At 38.7% G+C, this 15,446-nt stretch carries 15 protein-coding genes; 11 read left to right on the top strand and 4 right to left on the bottom strand.

Going from position 1 to position 15,446, the window contains the following annotated elements; translation table 11 throughout:
* The first annotated feature begins 96 nt into the window (after window positions 1–96).
* The 6 genes from CL42_RS01905 (at window position 97) to CL42_RS01880 (ending at window position 5,856) form a co-directional block, all read left to right on the top strand.
* Window positions 97–363 (top strand): hypothetical protein, encoded by a 267-nt coding sequence (locus CL42_RS01905; protein ID WP_228133221.1) that lies wholly within the window; start codon window positions 97–99, stop codon window positions 361–363.
* Between the two features lie 3 nt (window positions 364–366).
* Window positions 367–2,019 (top strand): phage terminase large subunit, encoded by a 1,653-nt coding sequence (gene terL, locus CL42_RS01900; RefSeq protein WP_035264428.1) that lies wholly within the window; start codon window positions 367–369, stop codon window positions 2,017–2,019.
* Window positions 2,020–2,028: 9 nt separating this feature from the next.
* Window positions 2,029–4,572 (top strand): hypothetical protein, encoded by a 2,544-nt coding sequence (locus CL42_RS17385; protein ID WP_035264425.1) that lies wholly within the window; start codon window positions 2,029–2,031, stop codon window positions 4,570–4,572.
* A 99-nt stretch (window positions 4,573–4,671) separates the two neighbouring features.
* The gene (locus CL42_RS01890) at window positions 4,672–4,926 is read left to right on the top strand and encodes a holin (RefSeq protein WP_035264423.1); all 255 of its coding nucleotides are present in this window, start codon (window positions 4,672–4,674) and stop codon (window positions 4,924–4,926) included.
* On the top strand, window positions 4,919–5,473 hold the full coding sequence (locus CL42_RS01885) for a glycoside hydrolase family protein (RefSeq protein WP_035264421.1): 555 nt from the start codon (window positions 4,919–4,921) through the stop codon (window positions 5,471–5,473). Before CL42_RS01890 ends, CL42_RS01885 begins: the two co-directional genes overlap by 8 nt.
* On the top strand, window positions 5,473–5,856 hold the full coding sequence (locus CL42_RS01880; RefSeq protein ID WP_051586504.1) for a hypothetical protein: 384 nt from the start codon (window positions 5,473–5,475) through the stop codon (window positions 5,854–5,856). Before CL42_RS01885 ends, CL42_RS01880 begins: the two co-directional genes overlap by 1 nt.
* Window positions 5,857–6,041: 185 nt before the next feature.
* Here CL42_RS01880 and CL42_RS16420 read toward each other — a convergent pair whose 3' ends face one another.
* The 3 genes from CL42_RS16420 to CL42_RS01865 all read right to left on the bottom strand — a co-directional run bounded on the left by CL42_RS16420 (window position 6,042) and on the right by CL42_RS01865 (window position 10,347).
* The gene (locus CL42_RS16420; protein WP_051586503.1) at window positions 6,042–7,808 is read right to left on the bottom strand and encodes an acyltransferase family protein; all 1,767 of its coding nucleotides are present in this window, start codon (window positions 7,806–7,808) and stop codon (window positions 6,042–6,044) included.
* Window positions 7,809–8,000: 192 nt separating this feature from the next.
* Window positions 8,001–9,266, bottom strand: a complete 1,266-nt coding sequence (locus tag CL42_RS01870) for a tyrosine-type recombinase/integrase (RefSeq protein WP_035264418.1) — start codon at window positions 9,264–9,266, stop codon at window positions 8,001–8,003.
* A gap of 304 nt (window positions 9,267–9,570) precedes the next feature.
* Window positions 9,571–10,347: a hypothetical protein gene (locus CL42_RS01865; RefSeq protein WP_035264415.1), complete on the bottom strand. Its 777-nt coding sequence runs from the start codon at window positions 10,345–10,347 to the stop codon at window positions 9,571–9,573.
* Between the two features lie 104 nt (window positions 10,348–10,451).
* Between CL42_RS01865 and CL42_RS01860 the strand changes: the two genes are divergently transcribed.
* Together CL42_RS01860 and CL42_RS01855 are read left to right on the top strand one after the other, a co-directional pair.
* Window positions 10,452–10,631: a helix-turn-helix domain-containing protein gene (locus CL42_RS01860; RefSeq protein WP_035264412.1), complete on the top strand. Its 180-nt coding sequence runs from the start codon at window positions 10,452–10,454 to the stop codon at window positions 10,629–10,631.
* A 72-nt stretch (window positions 10,632–10,703) separates the two neighbouring features.
* Entirely contained in the window at window positions 10,704–11,768 is a 1,065-nt protein-coding gene (locus CL42_RS01855) for an AAA family ATPase (RefSeq protein ID WP_051586502.1), read from the top strand.
* A 168-nt stretch (window positions 11,769–11,936) separates the two neighbouring features.
* Here the strand turns inward: CL42_RS01855 and CL42_RS01850 are convergent, their stop codons facing one another.
* Window positions 11,937–12,251 (bottom strand): hypothetical protein, encoded by a 315-nt coding sequence (locus CL42_RS01850; RefSeq protein ID WP_035264409.1) that lies wholly within the window; start codon window positions 12,249–12,251, stop codon window positions 11,937–11,939.
* A gap of 282 nt (window positions 12,252–12,533) precedes the next feature.
* Between CL42_RS01850 and CL42_RS01845 the strand changes: the two genes are divergently transcribed.
* The 3 genes from CL42_RS01845 to CL42_RS01835 all read left to right on the top strand — a co-directional run.
* Window positions 12,534–12,857 (top strand): helix-turn-helix domain-containing protein, encoded by a 324-nt coding sequence (locus tag CL42_RS01845; RefSeq protein ID WP_035264406.1) that lies wholly within the window; start codon window positions 12,534–12,536, stop codon window positions 12,855–12,857.
* A gap of 37 nt (window positions 12,858–12,894) precedes the next feature.
* Complete coding sequence (locus tag CL42_RS01840) at window positions 12,895–14,481, top strand: type I restriction-modification system subunit M (protein ID WP_035264403.1); 1,587 nt, start codon at window positions 12,895–12,897, stop codon at window positions 14,479–14,481.
* Between the two features lie 5 nt (window positions 14,482–14,486).
* Window positions 14,487–15,446 (top strand): type I restriction-modification system subunit M (locus tag CL42_RS01835; RefSeq protein ID WP_035264397.1); only part of this gene is annotated, 960 nt, incomplete at its 3' end.

Genomic DNA, 15,446 nt, shown 5'->3' with positions numbered 1-15,446 from the left:
ATATGGCTTATATACAGGGGATTTTTTATGACGATTGAAAAGAAACCAGGACACATTCGACCTGAGACAAAGGAGAAACTATTACTTTGTCTCGAAATGGCTGGTTCTGACACAGTGGACTTGATGACTGAAGCCTACGGTCAGAACTTGTTTGATAAAAAAGGGCGTGGCGATAAGGTCTGGTTGTACAAGGGTGCAAAAGAAGCATTGTCATGCATGGAGAAAATCAAACGCCTGTTGAATGACGACGAGCTTACAAAAGGCAATGTTGATGAACGCTCAATCACGCCTGAACAACAAGCAGCTCAATTGCTCGAAGCAGTAGCTAAAAAATTAGACGAGCGTAAACAACGCCCGAGCTAATTTATGATTAAGGTCAGCTTTGCTGCATTCTACCTAGTTTATGCGGAAACCTTAAATTGGGTAGTTCCTGATTTCCATTTAGACGTCTGTGATTTCCTAGAGGATTATGGCACGCTTGGGCTATTGATGATGCCACGTGGACATGGCAAGTCAACACTCTTGGATATCTACAATGCTTGGAAATTATATAGCAATCCTGAACATCTAATTTTACATCAGGGCGCTACGGATCCTGATGCTTACAAGGTCAGTCGAGGAACTGAACAAGTCTTAGAAAGGCACCCACTATGCCAAATTTACAAAGTAAAGAAAGCGCGTGGTGAGACACAAAAATGGTGGGTGAGTGGTTCTACAGATGTGCGCCATGGTTCAATTCATGCACGAGGAATTTTATCTAACGTCACTGGTGCACGTGCTAATGAAATCCAAAATGATGATGTTGAGGTACCGAGCAACATTGGAACGCCTGAAGCACGTGAAAAACTACGTTATCGATTATCTGAACAAACACACATTCTAATACCTGGTGGACAGAAGTTATTTGTCGGAACTCCGCATACTCACGATTCACTATATACCCACATTCAAAAACTTGGTGCCAAGTGTCTCATTCTTAAAATGTTCCAAAAAGAAAAACGCTTTGAGCAGGTCATCGAATGCATTGTTGATTTTGAGCCTATTTATATTTTTAGTGGGATTGGTACCAGCTCAAGATTGTTGGTAAAAGACAAAGATTTCCAAGTTAAGCAAGTCGGCAAGGCTTATAAAATTACATTCGATGAGTCACATTATCTGATCGATGTTTACAGCGAAGCTTTATGGCCCGAGCGATTCACTTCAACAGTTATGGAGGAACGCCGTAGAGAGTGCCGAACAATCAATGAATGGGATTCACAATATCAGTTACATGCTAAACCAGTAGGGGATGTTCGTTTAGATCCTGACAAGATGATTCCTTATGACTGTGAGCCCGTACTTAAACGTGCAAACGGTCAATATTACATGATGCTTGGTGAGCGTCGAATTGTTGGCATTTCATGTCGTTGGGATCCATCATCAGGGAAAATTAAATCTGATGTGTCGGCAGTATCATTGGTTTTACATGACGATTTGGGTAATAAGTATTGGCATCGATCCATTCAGTTAAAGGGTGATGTAGTTACACATAATGCCAACGGAGAAATAACTGGTGGTCAAGTGTGGCAACTCTGCGACCTGATCGAAAAGTTTTATATTCCTAAAATTACTATTGAAACAAACGGTATTGGAAACTTTGCGCCAGCTGCGCTCAAAGGCGCATTGAAGAAGCGTAAATTAAGATGTGGTGTCAAAGAGCATCATTCAACAGGACCAAAGAATAAGCGCATTTTGGAAAGCTTAGAAGGCCCTTTAGTATCAGGTTTAGTGTGGGTGCATGTATCCGTTGTTGATACACCTGAAGATGGAGAAAACTCGTCTGTTCAATACAAACAAATGCGGATGTTTAATCCAGCTATTACAGATCAAGAAGATGATTATTTAGATTCTTTAGCTGGTGCAATCGTGGATCAGCCTGAACGTATCGGAAAAATACACAGACAAAATGAGGTCAATGAATCGCCTAATTGGAGAAGTGAAAGTGGTGTGCATGAAGCCACTTATGATTTTGAAAATTAGGGGCATATCATGGCAGTACCAGAGCAAACGCCATATAAAGAATACGAAGGCAACGGTGTTACCAAAAGCTTTGCGCTAGGTTTTATTTGTGAGTCGAAAGACCATTTGATTGTATTGGTGGATGAAATTGAACCACCGATTGCAACATGGAGTTTATCCGGCGGCAATGTGGTATTCACCACTGCACCTGCATCCGGTAGCAAAATTACCTTACAGCGAAACACGCCATTTGGCCGAACTACAGATTACCAGTCTTTTAATAATTCGTTCCGACCACAAGCCGTAAATGGTGACTTTGACCGCCTTTGGTTAAAGTTACAAGAATTGGGTGTAGCTGACTGGCTTATGAAGCTTTATGTTGATCGGCTGCATCAGCAACAAGAAGCAAAGATCAATGATCTTAAAAGCTATGTAGATGATCGAGATGATGAGCTTCAGTCCTATCTTATGGAGGAAATCCGCAAGCAAGGCGTAGCACTAGATCAGCTGGATGAATACTACAACTACCTTATGCAGCGACTAGCACAAATTGCCGAAGATAAAGGATGGGATGCTTCTTTTGTTGTGGATGGCCCTCAAACACAAAAAGAGATTAACCTGTATGGTGGAAAAAAATACGACATGCCATTTGGCGGTTATGATGTGGGGCAGATTGTTGTTTTAGATAACGGTTATCGTGTTGAATCTATTGAGCCGAACAATATAAACAACCCCAATATTGATATGGATGGGTGGGAGCGAGTTAATTACTCCTATAAACAAATATCAGTTAAAGACTTTTTCACACGCGAGCAACTACGTGACTGCTTAACTGCGACACCTCAATTAAAATACTCTGATGCGTTTCAGGCTGCTGTTGATGCTGCTATTGCGAATGGATCACACAGCATCTTTGTCCCGTTTGATCAGGGTGAGGTTTATGTACTAGATAAGACTGTAAATTTAAATTGCTCTGGCTTTGAGATCAGGGGCAATCGCGCACCAACTTATTTCCGTAATACAGGGCAGATTATTCGTGGTTATATCTGTGCTGATGAAAATGTAGTTGATTTCTTTAACTACAATAACGGTGCTGGGTCTGGTATTTATTCCTCAAACCAAATTGTTGTGGATGGTATTGGTAAAATCGGAAAAGTTGTTAATGGTGTCCGCACACAAAACTTTCTTAAAATGGACACTGACAACAACGGCCCACATCGTGGTGTATTGTTCACAAAATCCTGTGGTATTGAGTTTAATGAAATCCTAAGCATCACAACTCGCACATCATCATATATGGGGGCAGGATCAGTAGTCTTTGAAAATGGTTGCGTATACAACAGGAACAATGCTGTATCAAAAGCTTACTCTCGCTCATTCAATTTACGAGTTGCTGGAATTCAATCCGAGCAAGGTGCGAAGTGGCAGGGTCGTTTTGATGGAGGTATAACATTTGTCGATAACATGCTGGAAGGGCAAACAACACCAATTGACATTCAGACAAATGGCGGAACTATAGACATACACAATAACTATTTTGAAGCCCACACTGGAGAAGCTATTGTTAAGTTTAGTGGGACAACTGCTGCTGCTACATTTAATCACCGCAATAATTATTACGCACACACGGATAACGTAATAGATATTATGCAGTTAAGCGGTATCCTAAGCGTTAACTCTAGCGGTATCTATAACAGTATCGGCAACAGGGTTTCTCAATTAACTTTCAAATCTCTGTACCTTGCAGTAAATTCCATCATAAACAGTGGTCGAGCTTACACAGACACAACTAGCGGTACGCAGCTTAGAGGCTACTGCTCAACAGAGGGAATTCCAGTGGACTCTGAAGCTGTTTGTACTAGTGCAATAGGAACAACACCTATACAAACACCAATCGGCCTAAATAAACTAGCACATGTGGTTACCGGAACATCAGCATATATTCCGCTAAGCCTACCTTTTGAATCAGGCGACTCAGTTACAGTATGTGCGCTAGTGAAGTTAAAGGGTGGGGATAGTCCCATCATGCGGCTCTATAATGAATCTACCCTGATTACATCACTATCACAACTTCCAATTTTATCGAATAATGATGGTAGATGGCAGATTGCTATTATCTCAACAATACCATCTGTTAGTGGTACACAATGCAGAATTAATTTCACATCAACAGAGGGCTTAGTTGTTGCAGCGGTAGGTGTTAAGGTTATACCAAAAGCCAAGTTTCAAGAGTTTTCGTCCACCTTTGGCGAGCAAACAATCTCAGAGAAACGTGCACCTATTACGATTTTTAATCCTTTATATAATGAGAATGTGCTAAGAAGTTATTTGGTTGAGAAAAATGTAACACTGCCAAGCATTTCAAATGGTTTATATTACGACCTATCTACTACAACAGTACGTGGTGCTGAGGTTGGTGATCCTGTTTATGTTGGGTTAAATGTTGATGATCAGGGCCTTGATATTCGTGGTCGTGTATCCTCAGCAAGTACGGTATCTATTCGTATTCACAATAGAACAGCAGCACCAGTCAATCTAGGTGAAGTAGCCTTAAAGATCAAAGTTCTCAAATAAGATAAAGACCTTCGGGGTTTTTAATACACAGCATATACCTATGAACCCTGGCTTTTAATTAAGTCAGGGTTTTTTAATGTCAAAAATAATGGTGGCGGCATGTCCGATCAGAAATCAGCAGTAATGGAAATGGCAGCGACTGTTTCTTCCGCTGCTTCAAAAACAACTTATGCAGGGGCGGCTTCTGGTTTCTTAGCGTACCTTGCCTCAGTCGATGTACTCGCTTGGCTAGGGATACTTTTTGCCTTTGGTGGCTTCATGGTGAACTGGTACTACAAGCGTCTAGAAAACAAACGTGCTGATGAAATTCATCGACTCCGGATGAAAAAAGAAAGGGGGCAGTACGGTGTCTAATAAAACCAAATACTACGTGATTGGATCCTCTCTAATTTTGGCCATGGGGATTGGTGGCCAGAAAATGATTACTGGTCCAAGTGACGAACAGATTCAGGCAACGGCTGTAAAAGAGGGGTTTACACCTAAGCCAGAGATTCCGGTAAAAGGTGATGTGCCGACCATTGGCCACGGCACTACGGTCTATCCAAATGGGGTGCGCGTCAAAATGTCAGATCCAGCGATTGACCGCAAACAGGCGTTTGAATATCTAAAATTGCACATGGATAAGGATGCACAACGATTCAATAAAACCATTCTTAATATTCCAGTTTCTCAGGGTGAATACGATCTGTATCTGGATTTCACCTACCAGTACGGTACTGGTGCCTGGTCTGGATCTTCAATGTTGCGTCATTTGAAAGCACGTGAATATATCAAGGCATGTAAATCACTTTTGAAATGGAAGTATGTGGCCAAGCGCGACTGCAGTATTCGTTCTAACAATTGCTATGGCGTGTGGACCAGACAAGTTGAGCGCTATAACAAGTGCATGGGGGTGAACTGATGTCAGCCTTTATCGCCAAGTTTTATGAACTAATTATTTATTGTCTTTTAGTGCTACTGGTTGCTATCGCCGTTTGGGGTGGTTGGCAGAAGTACAAACGCACCCAGGCAGAATACAGGGTACTGAATGCAGAAATTATCTGTCAGGGCAAGATCGATAAAAAACTGAAGCCATACCTTGATGCTGAAAAACAGGGGCAGAAAAATGCAAACGAGGCAGCAAAGAATTATGAACAACAAAAAGAAGTTGAGCGATCCAAAACAGAAACCATTACACGTGAAGTGCAAAAGATCGTTGAACGTCCTATTTATATCCATACTAATTGCTTTGATGACGACGGGGTGTCAGCAGTCAATGCCGCTGGTAATTCCGGCAAACCTTAAAACACCTTGTCCGGACTTATTGGAATTAAAATCCGGCCAAGCCAAAGAAGTGCTGCAGGTGATGGTGGATGATCGAAGAAAGTATGTTGATTGCCAGAACAGACACAAAGCCATTGTGTCGATTATAGAAAAGCCCTCGAAATGAGGGCTTTTCTTGAACTTAAATTAAATAAATATAACTAAAACTACTTTAAGTGGGATTTGAGAGGTGAATCCAACAATACCTCTTGAGCAATAAATTTAGCACCTGCAGGAGTTAAATGTTTTGTATCATAAGAAATAAAATTATCTTTATAAAAAACAGGAACCTTAGATTCTTTGTTAGATATTTTATCAAAAATACTAATGTATCTATCGCCAAAATCCTGTTTAGCCAATTTATCAAATTCTAAATAAGTTTGAATTGGACTTACATAAATTTCACTAAATTCTTTATTTGATATACGTACAAAGTTATTGTTATAACCAAAATTCTTGGTCCCAAGAATATAGGTATTTGGATTGATTTGATTAACAACTTTAAAGCAATTATTTAGTTGAGTTAATTGTTCCTTATAGTCCCTATCGGGATCTGCCAACAACAAAGCAATAGTTACAATTTTAGCCTCTTTTAAATAATCATTTAACTCACCGGGTTTGGTAAAGACACTTGGATCATCGCAGCCAATAGGGAAGTATTTGATATCTTTGACATTTACTTGGTTTAATGATCTGATTAGGTCACGACCAAAGGAATCCCCTAGAACTAGAATATTTTTAGACTGAGTGTATTGATATTTGTAGGCATCATCCACAAAGCTTCGCGGATCACCTTCATATGAAAATTTACCATAATAGTTATGCAAGCCATACGTTAAGTGTAAAGTGGCCCCATAACCAATCAAGACAATAGACCAAATAGTTAAAATTGTAATAGATTTTTTCTCAGCTATAACTGCTGTGTTTCTAAAAGGTTTTTCAATAAACTTCCAACTAAAATAAGAGATTAAAATAATTGGAAGGATAGCCATTAAAAAATATAGAGTTTGGGGTTGTTCTTGAGAGAGAAGTCTTATCCCGGCAAAAACAGGTTGATGCCAAAGGTATAAACTATAGCTAATCAGCCCCATAAGCACGATGGGTTTAATGGATAACAGTTTAAATAGAAAATTGTTAGTGTTTCTGTTAAAAAGAACAATTAATGTAGTTCCAATCACAGGCAATAAAGTAACCAATCCAGGGTGGAAACTGTTTTTATCAACATAAAAATAACTAAAGACAATTAATATAAAACCTAAAGTTGAAAGGTAATTATTATTAATATTGGTTTTTTTATAAATAATGGCTGCAATGGCTCCTGCTAATAGTTCCCATGCTCTAGAAAAGAGCATTAAAAATGTAAATTCTCTATTATCTTGATAGATATAGCAAAAGGAAAAGCTTGCAATAAATAATAAACTTAAAGTGTAAAATAGTAGGGAGTTTGTATTTTTAGGCTTTATTTTATGTATAAAGTAAATCAGAAAAGGAATTACTATATAGTACTGTTCCTCCACAGCTAAAGTCCATGTGTGATAAAGTGGTTTAAACTCAGCAGCAGTGGACCAATAGCCTGATGTTAAATAAAGTAGAATATTATTGGCAGACAAGATGCTTGCCACAATAGATTGACCATAGTTCTTTAGGTCATAAGGAATCATAATAAATAAATTAATCACACTAACTATTGTGATCATTGTTAACAAGGCTGGATAGATTCTCCTAAATCTTCGCGAGTAAAAGTCCAGAAAAGAAAATTTATTGTTTTCAGCATTATCTATTAGGATCCTTGTGATCAAAAAACCACTAATCACAAGAAAGACATCCACCCCTAAGAAACCTCCAGTAATAAACGGGGTTCCAGCATGAAATAAAATAACCCCAAAAACAGCAAGAGCCCTAAGCCCATCGATATCCGATCTATAATATTGCATGAAAATACATCTATTTTAATAAATTGGGCAGATTTTAACTGAATTCGTGTTATTTATAAATCACAAAAAAATCAAGCTTTTGTACACCTTCTGCTCAAAATTAAAAAATCAACATCAAAGCCTACCCCGGCTCCTTCCTAAAAATCCTTCCATTCTTTACCGTGTGCTCTATGTAAAAGTAGGTCCATGTTTTCATTGTTCTATTCCTGCCTCTTTTAAAATCCAGTCTTCAATTTTTGTATGATGTAATCTCAATAGATCCACCGGTCTATCTTTATAATGTTTTTCTGCAGTAGCACTTGGTTTATGGCCCATAATCTGAGCCACAACACCAGTCGGGATTTCCAGCCACTCAGCCAAGTTTGAAAATGATCGGCGAAGATCATGCACGGTAAATTTTGGCAGTCCTTTTTCTTCCAAGGCGGCATAGTAGCTTCTACGTATATCGGTAATATGGCCTGACTGTGATTGCTCGGACCAGAACACAAAGTCGGAATCTGGGTGCCTAGGTAATTGCCTTAGCAGTTTTTCAACATAAGGTGTCATTGGGATGATTCGGTCTTCCTGCTCAACCTTATCCCAGATGGAAATAGTTTTCCATTTGAAGTCTAGCTGCGAATAGGTGAGAGAGCGCATAGACTCAGAACGTGGTCCGCATAGAATACTGATCTGCAGGAAGGTCTTGTGCATAATATTTTGAATATCACTGACCGCATTAAACCAATCTTTTAACTGATTGCGCTGTACAGAGTTTTTGACCGGCTTTAATACTGGTACAGCCCGACGTACGCGCTTAGCCTGATGCACTTTAGCGTCAATCAGGTGCATGTAAGTTTCGTGCTCCTGGCACCAGTTGATGCATGATCTGGCAATACGAAAACCTAAAGCTGCTCGCCCTGGTCTTGTTTGCCCCTCTTTGGTCTGCCAATCAATAAGTGTATCGGATGTTATTCTTACAAGTGGCACATCAAGAAGTGATGAAAGTGCACCTGGTATTGTTAAACCTTTACCACGTACTTTTTCTTCACCACCTCGATGTGATAATTCAATGTGGTCACGGAGGTGGCGATTAGACCATAGGTGCTTATTCGCATCAACATATTCAGCAAAGACCTCGCCAAAAGTGATTCGTTCATTTTGCTTTGCTTGATAATGCTCATCGTTTTTTTGATCTTGTTCTGCTTTACTCCGTCTAGGATCAATGCCTTGATCACAAAGTTGCTGCAGTCGTCTGGCTTCCTTGCGTGCATCATCGAGCGCCCAAACATTTACATCACCAATGGTTATGCGTACACTTTTACCTGTGACACGACCTTGATAGATATATGATCGGTTACCATTTTGTGTGACACGTACAGATAGGCCGGGTGTGTCGAGGTCCCAATAGAAAGTTTGGTTTTTGCCATTTTCAGGCAAATCGAGTTTGGCCACTTTTGAAGTGGTGAATTTGATCTTCATTTTCTTACAAGTGCTTACATCAGGGGTGGTGTAAGCACTATGTAAGCAAATAGGTTATATGCTTGTCTACACTGAGATACAGTAAAAAATATTAAGTGTTTATTTTAAAAGAAAAAATAGAATTAAATATGCATCAAGATACACTGCGATACCGTAAAAATTCAGGACTCATAATCCGTTGGTCCACAGTTCAAGTCTGTGTGGGCCCACCATATAAAACAACCACTTAGGTATGCTAATCCTAAGTGTTTTTTTAATACTAAAAAATAGTAAGCATATAGTAAGCAGAATAAATCAACTCTAATCAATACTTGTATAGTGCAAACTCATCCCACTTACTATAAAATGAACTGTAACGCTTACTTTCTCTTATCTTCTTAATCTGAAAAATATTCTCTTCGCTTAATGTTTCTTCCCAGCTTAACAGACTTTGTTGTTTTGGTCGTTGCAAGTGCTCTGAATAGATATCAAAGAATAAAACAGTCAACTCCCCAACATATTTAAATCCAATCGGCAAATTTGCATGAAAAAATGCTATGACGTTTTCAATCGACTCAAGATCCAACTCAAATTTTGCTTTGTAATAACAATATAAAATGTAAGACCAAAAATCCAAGAAGTTGGCGTATACAGTAAATTCATAGCTTTCTAGACTGTAATCAATATGCTTCTTTCTCGGATCTAACGCATACCCTCTTTCAATTGCTTTACGTGTATCTACCTCCAATGCTTTATAAAACTCAGCTAAATCTTTCGCAGATGGAATCTTACTAAGAAATATCCAAATTGGATGATGAAAATAAACTGAGGAATTTGGAATTTTTAGATCAGTAAATTCCAATGTCTTTTCTGTAGGCTTTTTTGTGCCTTCTTTGTATTTGTACCAAACGCCAGATTCAATTTGATCAAAGAAATTGGCAATTTTATTGGCGTGTGTTTGGTAGGAATTGTTTTCTTCAGATGTTAATGACTCTTCTCTTTCTGCACAAGATGCACACACTTGCATATTGATATATTCATACCAATACATCGTTTGCAGTATATCTATAGCTGTTTTCTTTGGTCGACCTACTTTATCCATATTAAAAAGTCAATTGTTCAGTTATTCATCAATAAGTTGAAGATTCATCTTAATCCTAAAATCAACTAAAAAATACACAACGAAAATAAAAAATGGAGTCCAAAATGGGCAACGTATCTTTACTCTGCTCAACTGCAGAAGCTGCGGCACTACTAGGTTTAAAACCACAAACACTTCGCAAATGGGCAATTTACGAAAATGGTCCAATTTTGCCAATACGCCACGGGCGACTATTACGATGGAATAAAAATGAAATTTTAAAGTTTGCTGGTGAAATTAAATAATCAAGTCAACCTTGTGGATTTGAATAAAAATTGAAGTTCGCAAGGTTGCTAACAAACACAGATGATTTACTCATGAATAGTAAAAAAAATGATCTAAAAATTGTAAGCATGCAGGATGTTGAAGCTACAGCAATTAAGTGGCTTTGGGCTGGATGGCTACCCTTGGGTAAGATGACGATTCTTGCAGGAGCAGGTGGCTGTGGTAAAACCAATATCTCTCTTGCACTTATTGCAACGATCACCTCAGGTGGGGTTTTCCCAGATGGTATGCAGTGTGAAAATTCGGGGGAAGTCTTAATTTACTCAACCGAAGACGATCCATCAGATACATTAAAGCCTCGATTGATCGCAAATGGAGCCAATCTTTGCAAAGTATCATTTATTGCTGGACGTACCAATAAAGATGGTAAATTAGAATCCTTCGACCCAGCTAAAGATTTTCCTAAAATTGAACAGTACATAATAGAAAATCCTGACCTTAAGCTTCTAATGATAGATCCGATCATTTCTGCGGTAAGTGGTGATATGAATAAAGCAAATGATGTGAGACGGTCATTAAAGCCATTAGTTGATTTAGCTAATCAATATGGTTTTGCAATTTTAGGCATTACTCATTTTGCAAAAGGTAGCGCAAACAATAACCCAGCTGACAGAATTCTAGGTTCCCAAGCGTTTAGTGCATTGGCACGTATGGCTTGGACTGCTGTTTATAGGGAATCTGAAGGTGATCATATTTTAGTTAGAGCAAAAAGTAATATTTCAACACTTGAAGGTGGTATACGTTATCAATTGGAGTCTGTAATAATTGCAGATGAGATTGAGGCAACTAAAACAGTCTGGTTGGGCAAAGTTGAGGGCTACGCGAGAGGGTTGCTAAATAGTGCGGAACTTGATGCTGGAGACCATAATTCTGCGATAGACATTGCTAAAGATTTCTTGATTGAACTATTAAGTGGTGTTGACAAATTACCAGCAAAAGAGGTGAAAAATCAAGCTAAAAACGCTGGTCTAAGCATAGCCTCTTTACGACGAGCTCAGGAAAGGTTGAATATTAAACCTTTCCGGGTTTGTGGAGAAAAAGAATGGTTTTGGTCTTTACCAAAAATTTATCATTTAAATGAGCCTACTCATTTCTAAAGCTTATATAGTTTGATTTAGACAACTTGAACAAGTTGAGCTATATACATTCAAGTGACTGAAAATTATGTACATTCATCTTGCTCATACCAAACAGATATGAGCAAGTTGATGAACAACTTGAATACTATTTAAATCATGTAGTTAACTTCAACTTATTCAATTTGCTCAACTTGTACTCATATTTACTCTCTTTTTAAATATATGATAAATTTCATCATATATTTCCATAAAACTCACGATTCCATTCCTACTAAAACCATATCTTTCGAAAAACTGCTGATCAACAAAATAGGCGGCTGCTTCATAAGTATTGAGGTGTTGTGACACGTCTAATTGCTTACAGAATGCTGGATTAAACTGAAGTTGTAGCGCCGTAGTTTCAATAATCTTTGTTGCTATTATTTTAGCAATTTGACGGACATTTAAATTTCGAATAGCTGGGTGTATAGCAATAGGGATTTGGCCTGGTGAATTGCTCATAATAGACTCCAAGTGAATTTACTTAAATCGTCTGTTATGAAAGAATGCAAATGTAGAATGTCGAAATTTTACAATCTTTCATTTTAGTCATTTGGAATGAAAAGCATGAGTGCTTTATTGTCGAGATAAGGCACTCATGCACATACAATATTATTCATATAAATTTCCTCCTTAATTTTTTTAAAGATGTCTTTTTGTCGAAATAGACAATAAAATACTGTCAATATATATATGATAACTTGTCGATATGGTCAAGTTTTTATTGTCGATTTATGGTGTTTTATGTTGATTGAGATGGATTCAGAGCTGTTTTGTAAAAGGCTCAAAGAAATAAGAACCCAAAGGAAAATGACACAGCATGATATTTCTGAAAAAACTGGGATTCCATCGACCTCAATTTCACATATTGAAGCAGGCTCTCGAAAGCCGTCTTTAGAAAATTTTTATAAATTGGTGGTGGTACTGAATGTCTCAAGTGATTACTTGCTTGGGCGTACCGATCAATATTCAGATCTAGGTACAGACCCAATTGCTAAATCGATTCAAGCGTTACCAGAGACCGAAAGAGAGATGATTCAGAAATTCATTTTGTCTTTGCAAAAGTAACGTATCCATATTGATATAAATTAACTGTAGTAAACCTATGACTCTTCTTGATTTAAAAGACTTAGAAACCCATTTGTGGGAAGCGGCGCATATTATTACTGGTCCGATTGATGCGTCAGACTATAAGACCTATATTTTTCCAATTCTGTTCTTCAAGCGTATTTGTGATGTTTACGATGAAGAGTTAGCAGATGCGATTAAAGAAATAGGTGATGAAGAACTTGCTCGTGGGCCCATGTTTCACCGTATTGATATTCCTGAAGGCTGTCATTGGGATGATGTCATCGCCCATACGCAAGATGTAGGTCAGCATTTAAAAGAAGCCTTCAACAAAATTGAACAGGTCAATGAAAACTTATATGGCATTTTCGGTGATGCGAGCTGGACCAATAAAGATCGTCTATCTGACGAGCTTTTAATTACCTTGCTTGGGCATTTCAATAAATATCATCTCGGTGTGAGTAAGGTACGTAATGATGATATGGGCCGTGCGTACGAGTACTTGATTAAACGCTTTGCCGATAAAGCCAATAAAAAAGCAGGGGAATTCTATACACCACGCTCTATTGTGCGTTTGTTGGTGAATATTCTTGATCCGAAAGCGGGTGAGAGTATATATGACCCAGCTTGCGGTACAGGTGGTATGTTATTGGAAACCATTCACCACGTTGCGGAGAATGGCAGTGATCCACGTTCATTAACATTAAAAGGTCAAGAAAAGAACCTGACAACGGAAGCCATTGCACGAATGAACTTGTTCTTACACGGACAAGAAGACTTTCAAATTGTCCGTGGTGATACGCTACTTGAGCCTAAATTCCTGCAAAACGATCAGCTTGAGCAATTTGACTGTGTAATTGCCAATCCTCCATTTAGTTTAAAAGAATGGGGTTATAACAAATGGTCTTCAGATCCATATGCACGCAATGTCTATATGGTAGAAGAGCCTGATTTAACTAGTGAAGACCCTGAAAAAACCAAATTGGTACGTAAGTCGTTCTTAGCACCAAAAACAAACGGCGATTTTGCTTGGATTCAACATATGTTGGCTTCAGTTAAAGATAATGGTCGTATGGCGGTGGTCTTACCCCACGGCGTATTGTTCCGAGGTGGTTCTGAGCTAGAAATTCGTAAACAGCTTTTATTGTCAAATCAACTTGAAGCAGTGATTGGTGTTGCACAAAACCTTTTCTATGGAACAGGGATTGCGGCTTGTATTTTGGTCCTGCGTAAAGATAGGAAGTCTTTACAGCAAAAAGTTGGAACTGAATTAAATGCACCTGTGTTGTTCATTAATGTTGAAGACATCTTTACCAAAGGTCGTGCGCAAAACACATTGAGTAATGAGCAGTCTGATGAAATTTATGACCTTTACATCAAAGCTAAAGAAGAAGGACAGGAAATCATTGGTCAGTCTCGTTGGGTGCCATTTGCTGAAATTGAAGAAAACGAATTTAACTTAAATATTGCTCGTTACGTTCAAAAGCCTTTAGAGCAAGAGACCATGACGTTAGAGCAGGCTTTAAGTGACTTCACGACTAAAATGGCAGATTTAGAAAAAGCTGAGCAAGAGCTAGAAACATTGTTGAAAGCCCAAGGTTTTAAGATTAAGGATGTAGGTTAAGTCAAATGGCGAATGAAAATGCAAAATTAGAAGACCTACTCTGGGGTGCTGCTGAGTTTCTCCGTGGGCAAATTGATGCTTCTGACTATAAACAGTATGTCTTTCCGCTTCTGTTCTTTAAGCGTCTATCAGATGTGTATGATGATGAACTTGAGGATGCCAAAAAAGAAATGGGTACAGATGACCTATTTGGCTTCTTACAATTCCATCGTTTTGAAATTCCAAGCGAAGCAAGCTGGAAAACAGTTAAAGAAACCACTCAAGATATTGGTAAAGCCATTCAAACGGCACTACGCACGATTGAAGCTAAAAATGAGCGTTTAGCGGGTGTATTTGGTGATGCACAGTGGACCAATAAAGAACGTCTGCCAGATCATTTACTCAAAGACCTGATTGGGCACTTTAGTAAGATTGATTTGGGGTTACATAAGGTCAAGCAAGACGATCTTGGTCAGGCTTATGAATACTTGATTAAGAAATTTGCGGATGACTCAGGTCATACGGCGGCAGAATTCTATACCAACCGTACTGTCGTGCATTTCATGACTCGTATCATGGAATTAAAGCCAGGTGAAACCGCTTACGATCCAACTTGTGGTACGGGTGGGATGTTGCTCAATGCTGTGATGGACCTTCGTGAGAAAGGTGAAGAATGGCGTAGCGTGAAGCTCTATGGTCAAGAGGTGAATTTACTGACCTCTGCAATTGCACGTATGAATATGTTCTTACATGACATTGAAGAGTTTGATATACGCCGTGGTGATACTTTAGGTGAGCCTAAGTTCATTGAAAATGATCAGCTTAAACAGTTTGATGTGATTTTAGCGAACCCGCCGTATTCGATTAAAAAATGGGATCGTAAGAAATTCTCAGCAGATCCTTTCCATCGCAATATGTATGGTGTACCGCCTCAAGGCTGTGCCGATTATGGCTTCTATACGCACATCATTAAGAGTTTGGTGGTG

Source organism: Acinetobacter sp. Ver3 (genome assembly GCF_000632455.1).
Classification (GTDB): domain Bacteria; phylum Pseudomonadota; class Gammaproteobacteria; order Pseudomonadales; family Moraxellaceae; genus Acinetobacter.
Note: the sequence above shows the minus strand (reverse complement) of the source record. Positions and strands in the feature narration are given on the sequence as shown.

Excerpts from the sequence above, each read along its gene's own strand:
- CL42_RS01905 (WP_228133221.1), top strand. The coding sequence starts at position 97 with ATGGCTGGTTCTGACACAGTGGACTTGATGACTGAAGCCTACGGTCAG.
- terL (WP_035264428.1), top strand. The coding sequence starts at position 367 with ATGATTAAGGTCAGCTTTGCTGCATTCTACCTAGTTTATGCGGAAACC.
- CL42_RS17385 (WP_035264425.1), top strand. The coding sequence starts at position 2,029 with ATGGCAGTACCAGAGCAAACGCCATATAAAGAATACGAAGGCAACGGT.
- CL42_RS01890 (WP_035264423.1), top strand. The coding sequence starts at position 4,672 with ATGTCCGATCAGAAATCAGCAGTAATGGAAATGGCAGCGACTGTTTCT.
- CL42_RS01880 (WP_051586504.1), top strand. The coding sequence starts at position 5,473 with ATGTCAGCCTTTATCGCCAAGTTTTATGAACTAATTATTTATTGTCTT.
- CL42_RS16420 (WP_051586503.1), bottom strand. The coding sequence starts at position 7,808 with ATGCAATATTATAGATCGGATATCGATGGGCTTAGGGCTCTTGCTGTT.
- CL42_RS01870 (WP_035264418.1), bottom strand. The coding sequence starts at position 9,266 with ATGAAGATCAAATTCACCACTTCAAAAGTGGCCAAACTCGATTTGCCT.
- CL42_RS01865 (WP_035264415.1), bottom strand. The coding sequence starts at position 10,347 with ATGGATAAAGTAGGTCGACCAAAGAAAACAGCTATAGATATACTGCAA.
- CL42_RS01860 (WP_035264412.1), top strand. The coding sequence starts at position 10,452 with ATGGGCAACGTATCTTTACTCTGCTCAACTGCAGAAGCTGCGGCACTA.
- CL42_RS01855 (WP_051586502.1), top strand. The coding sequence starts at position 10,704 with ATGAATAGTAAAAAAAATGATCTAAAAATTGTAAGCATGCAGGATGTT.
- CL42_RS01850 (WP_035264409.1), bottom strand. The coding sequence starts at position 12,251 with ATGAGCAATTCACCAGGCCAAATCCCTATTGCTATACACCCAGCTATT.
- CL42_RS01845 (WP_035264406.1), top strand. The coding sequence starts at position 12,534 with ATGTTGATTGAGATGGATTCAGAGCTGTTTTGTAAAAGGCTCAAAGAA.
- CL42_RS01840 (WP_035264403.1), top strand. The coding sequence starts at position 12,895 with ATGACTCTTCTTGATTTAAAAGACTTAGAAACCCATTTGTGGGAAGCG.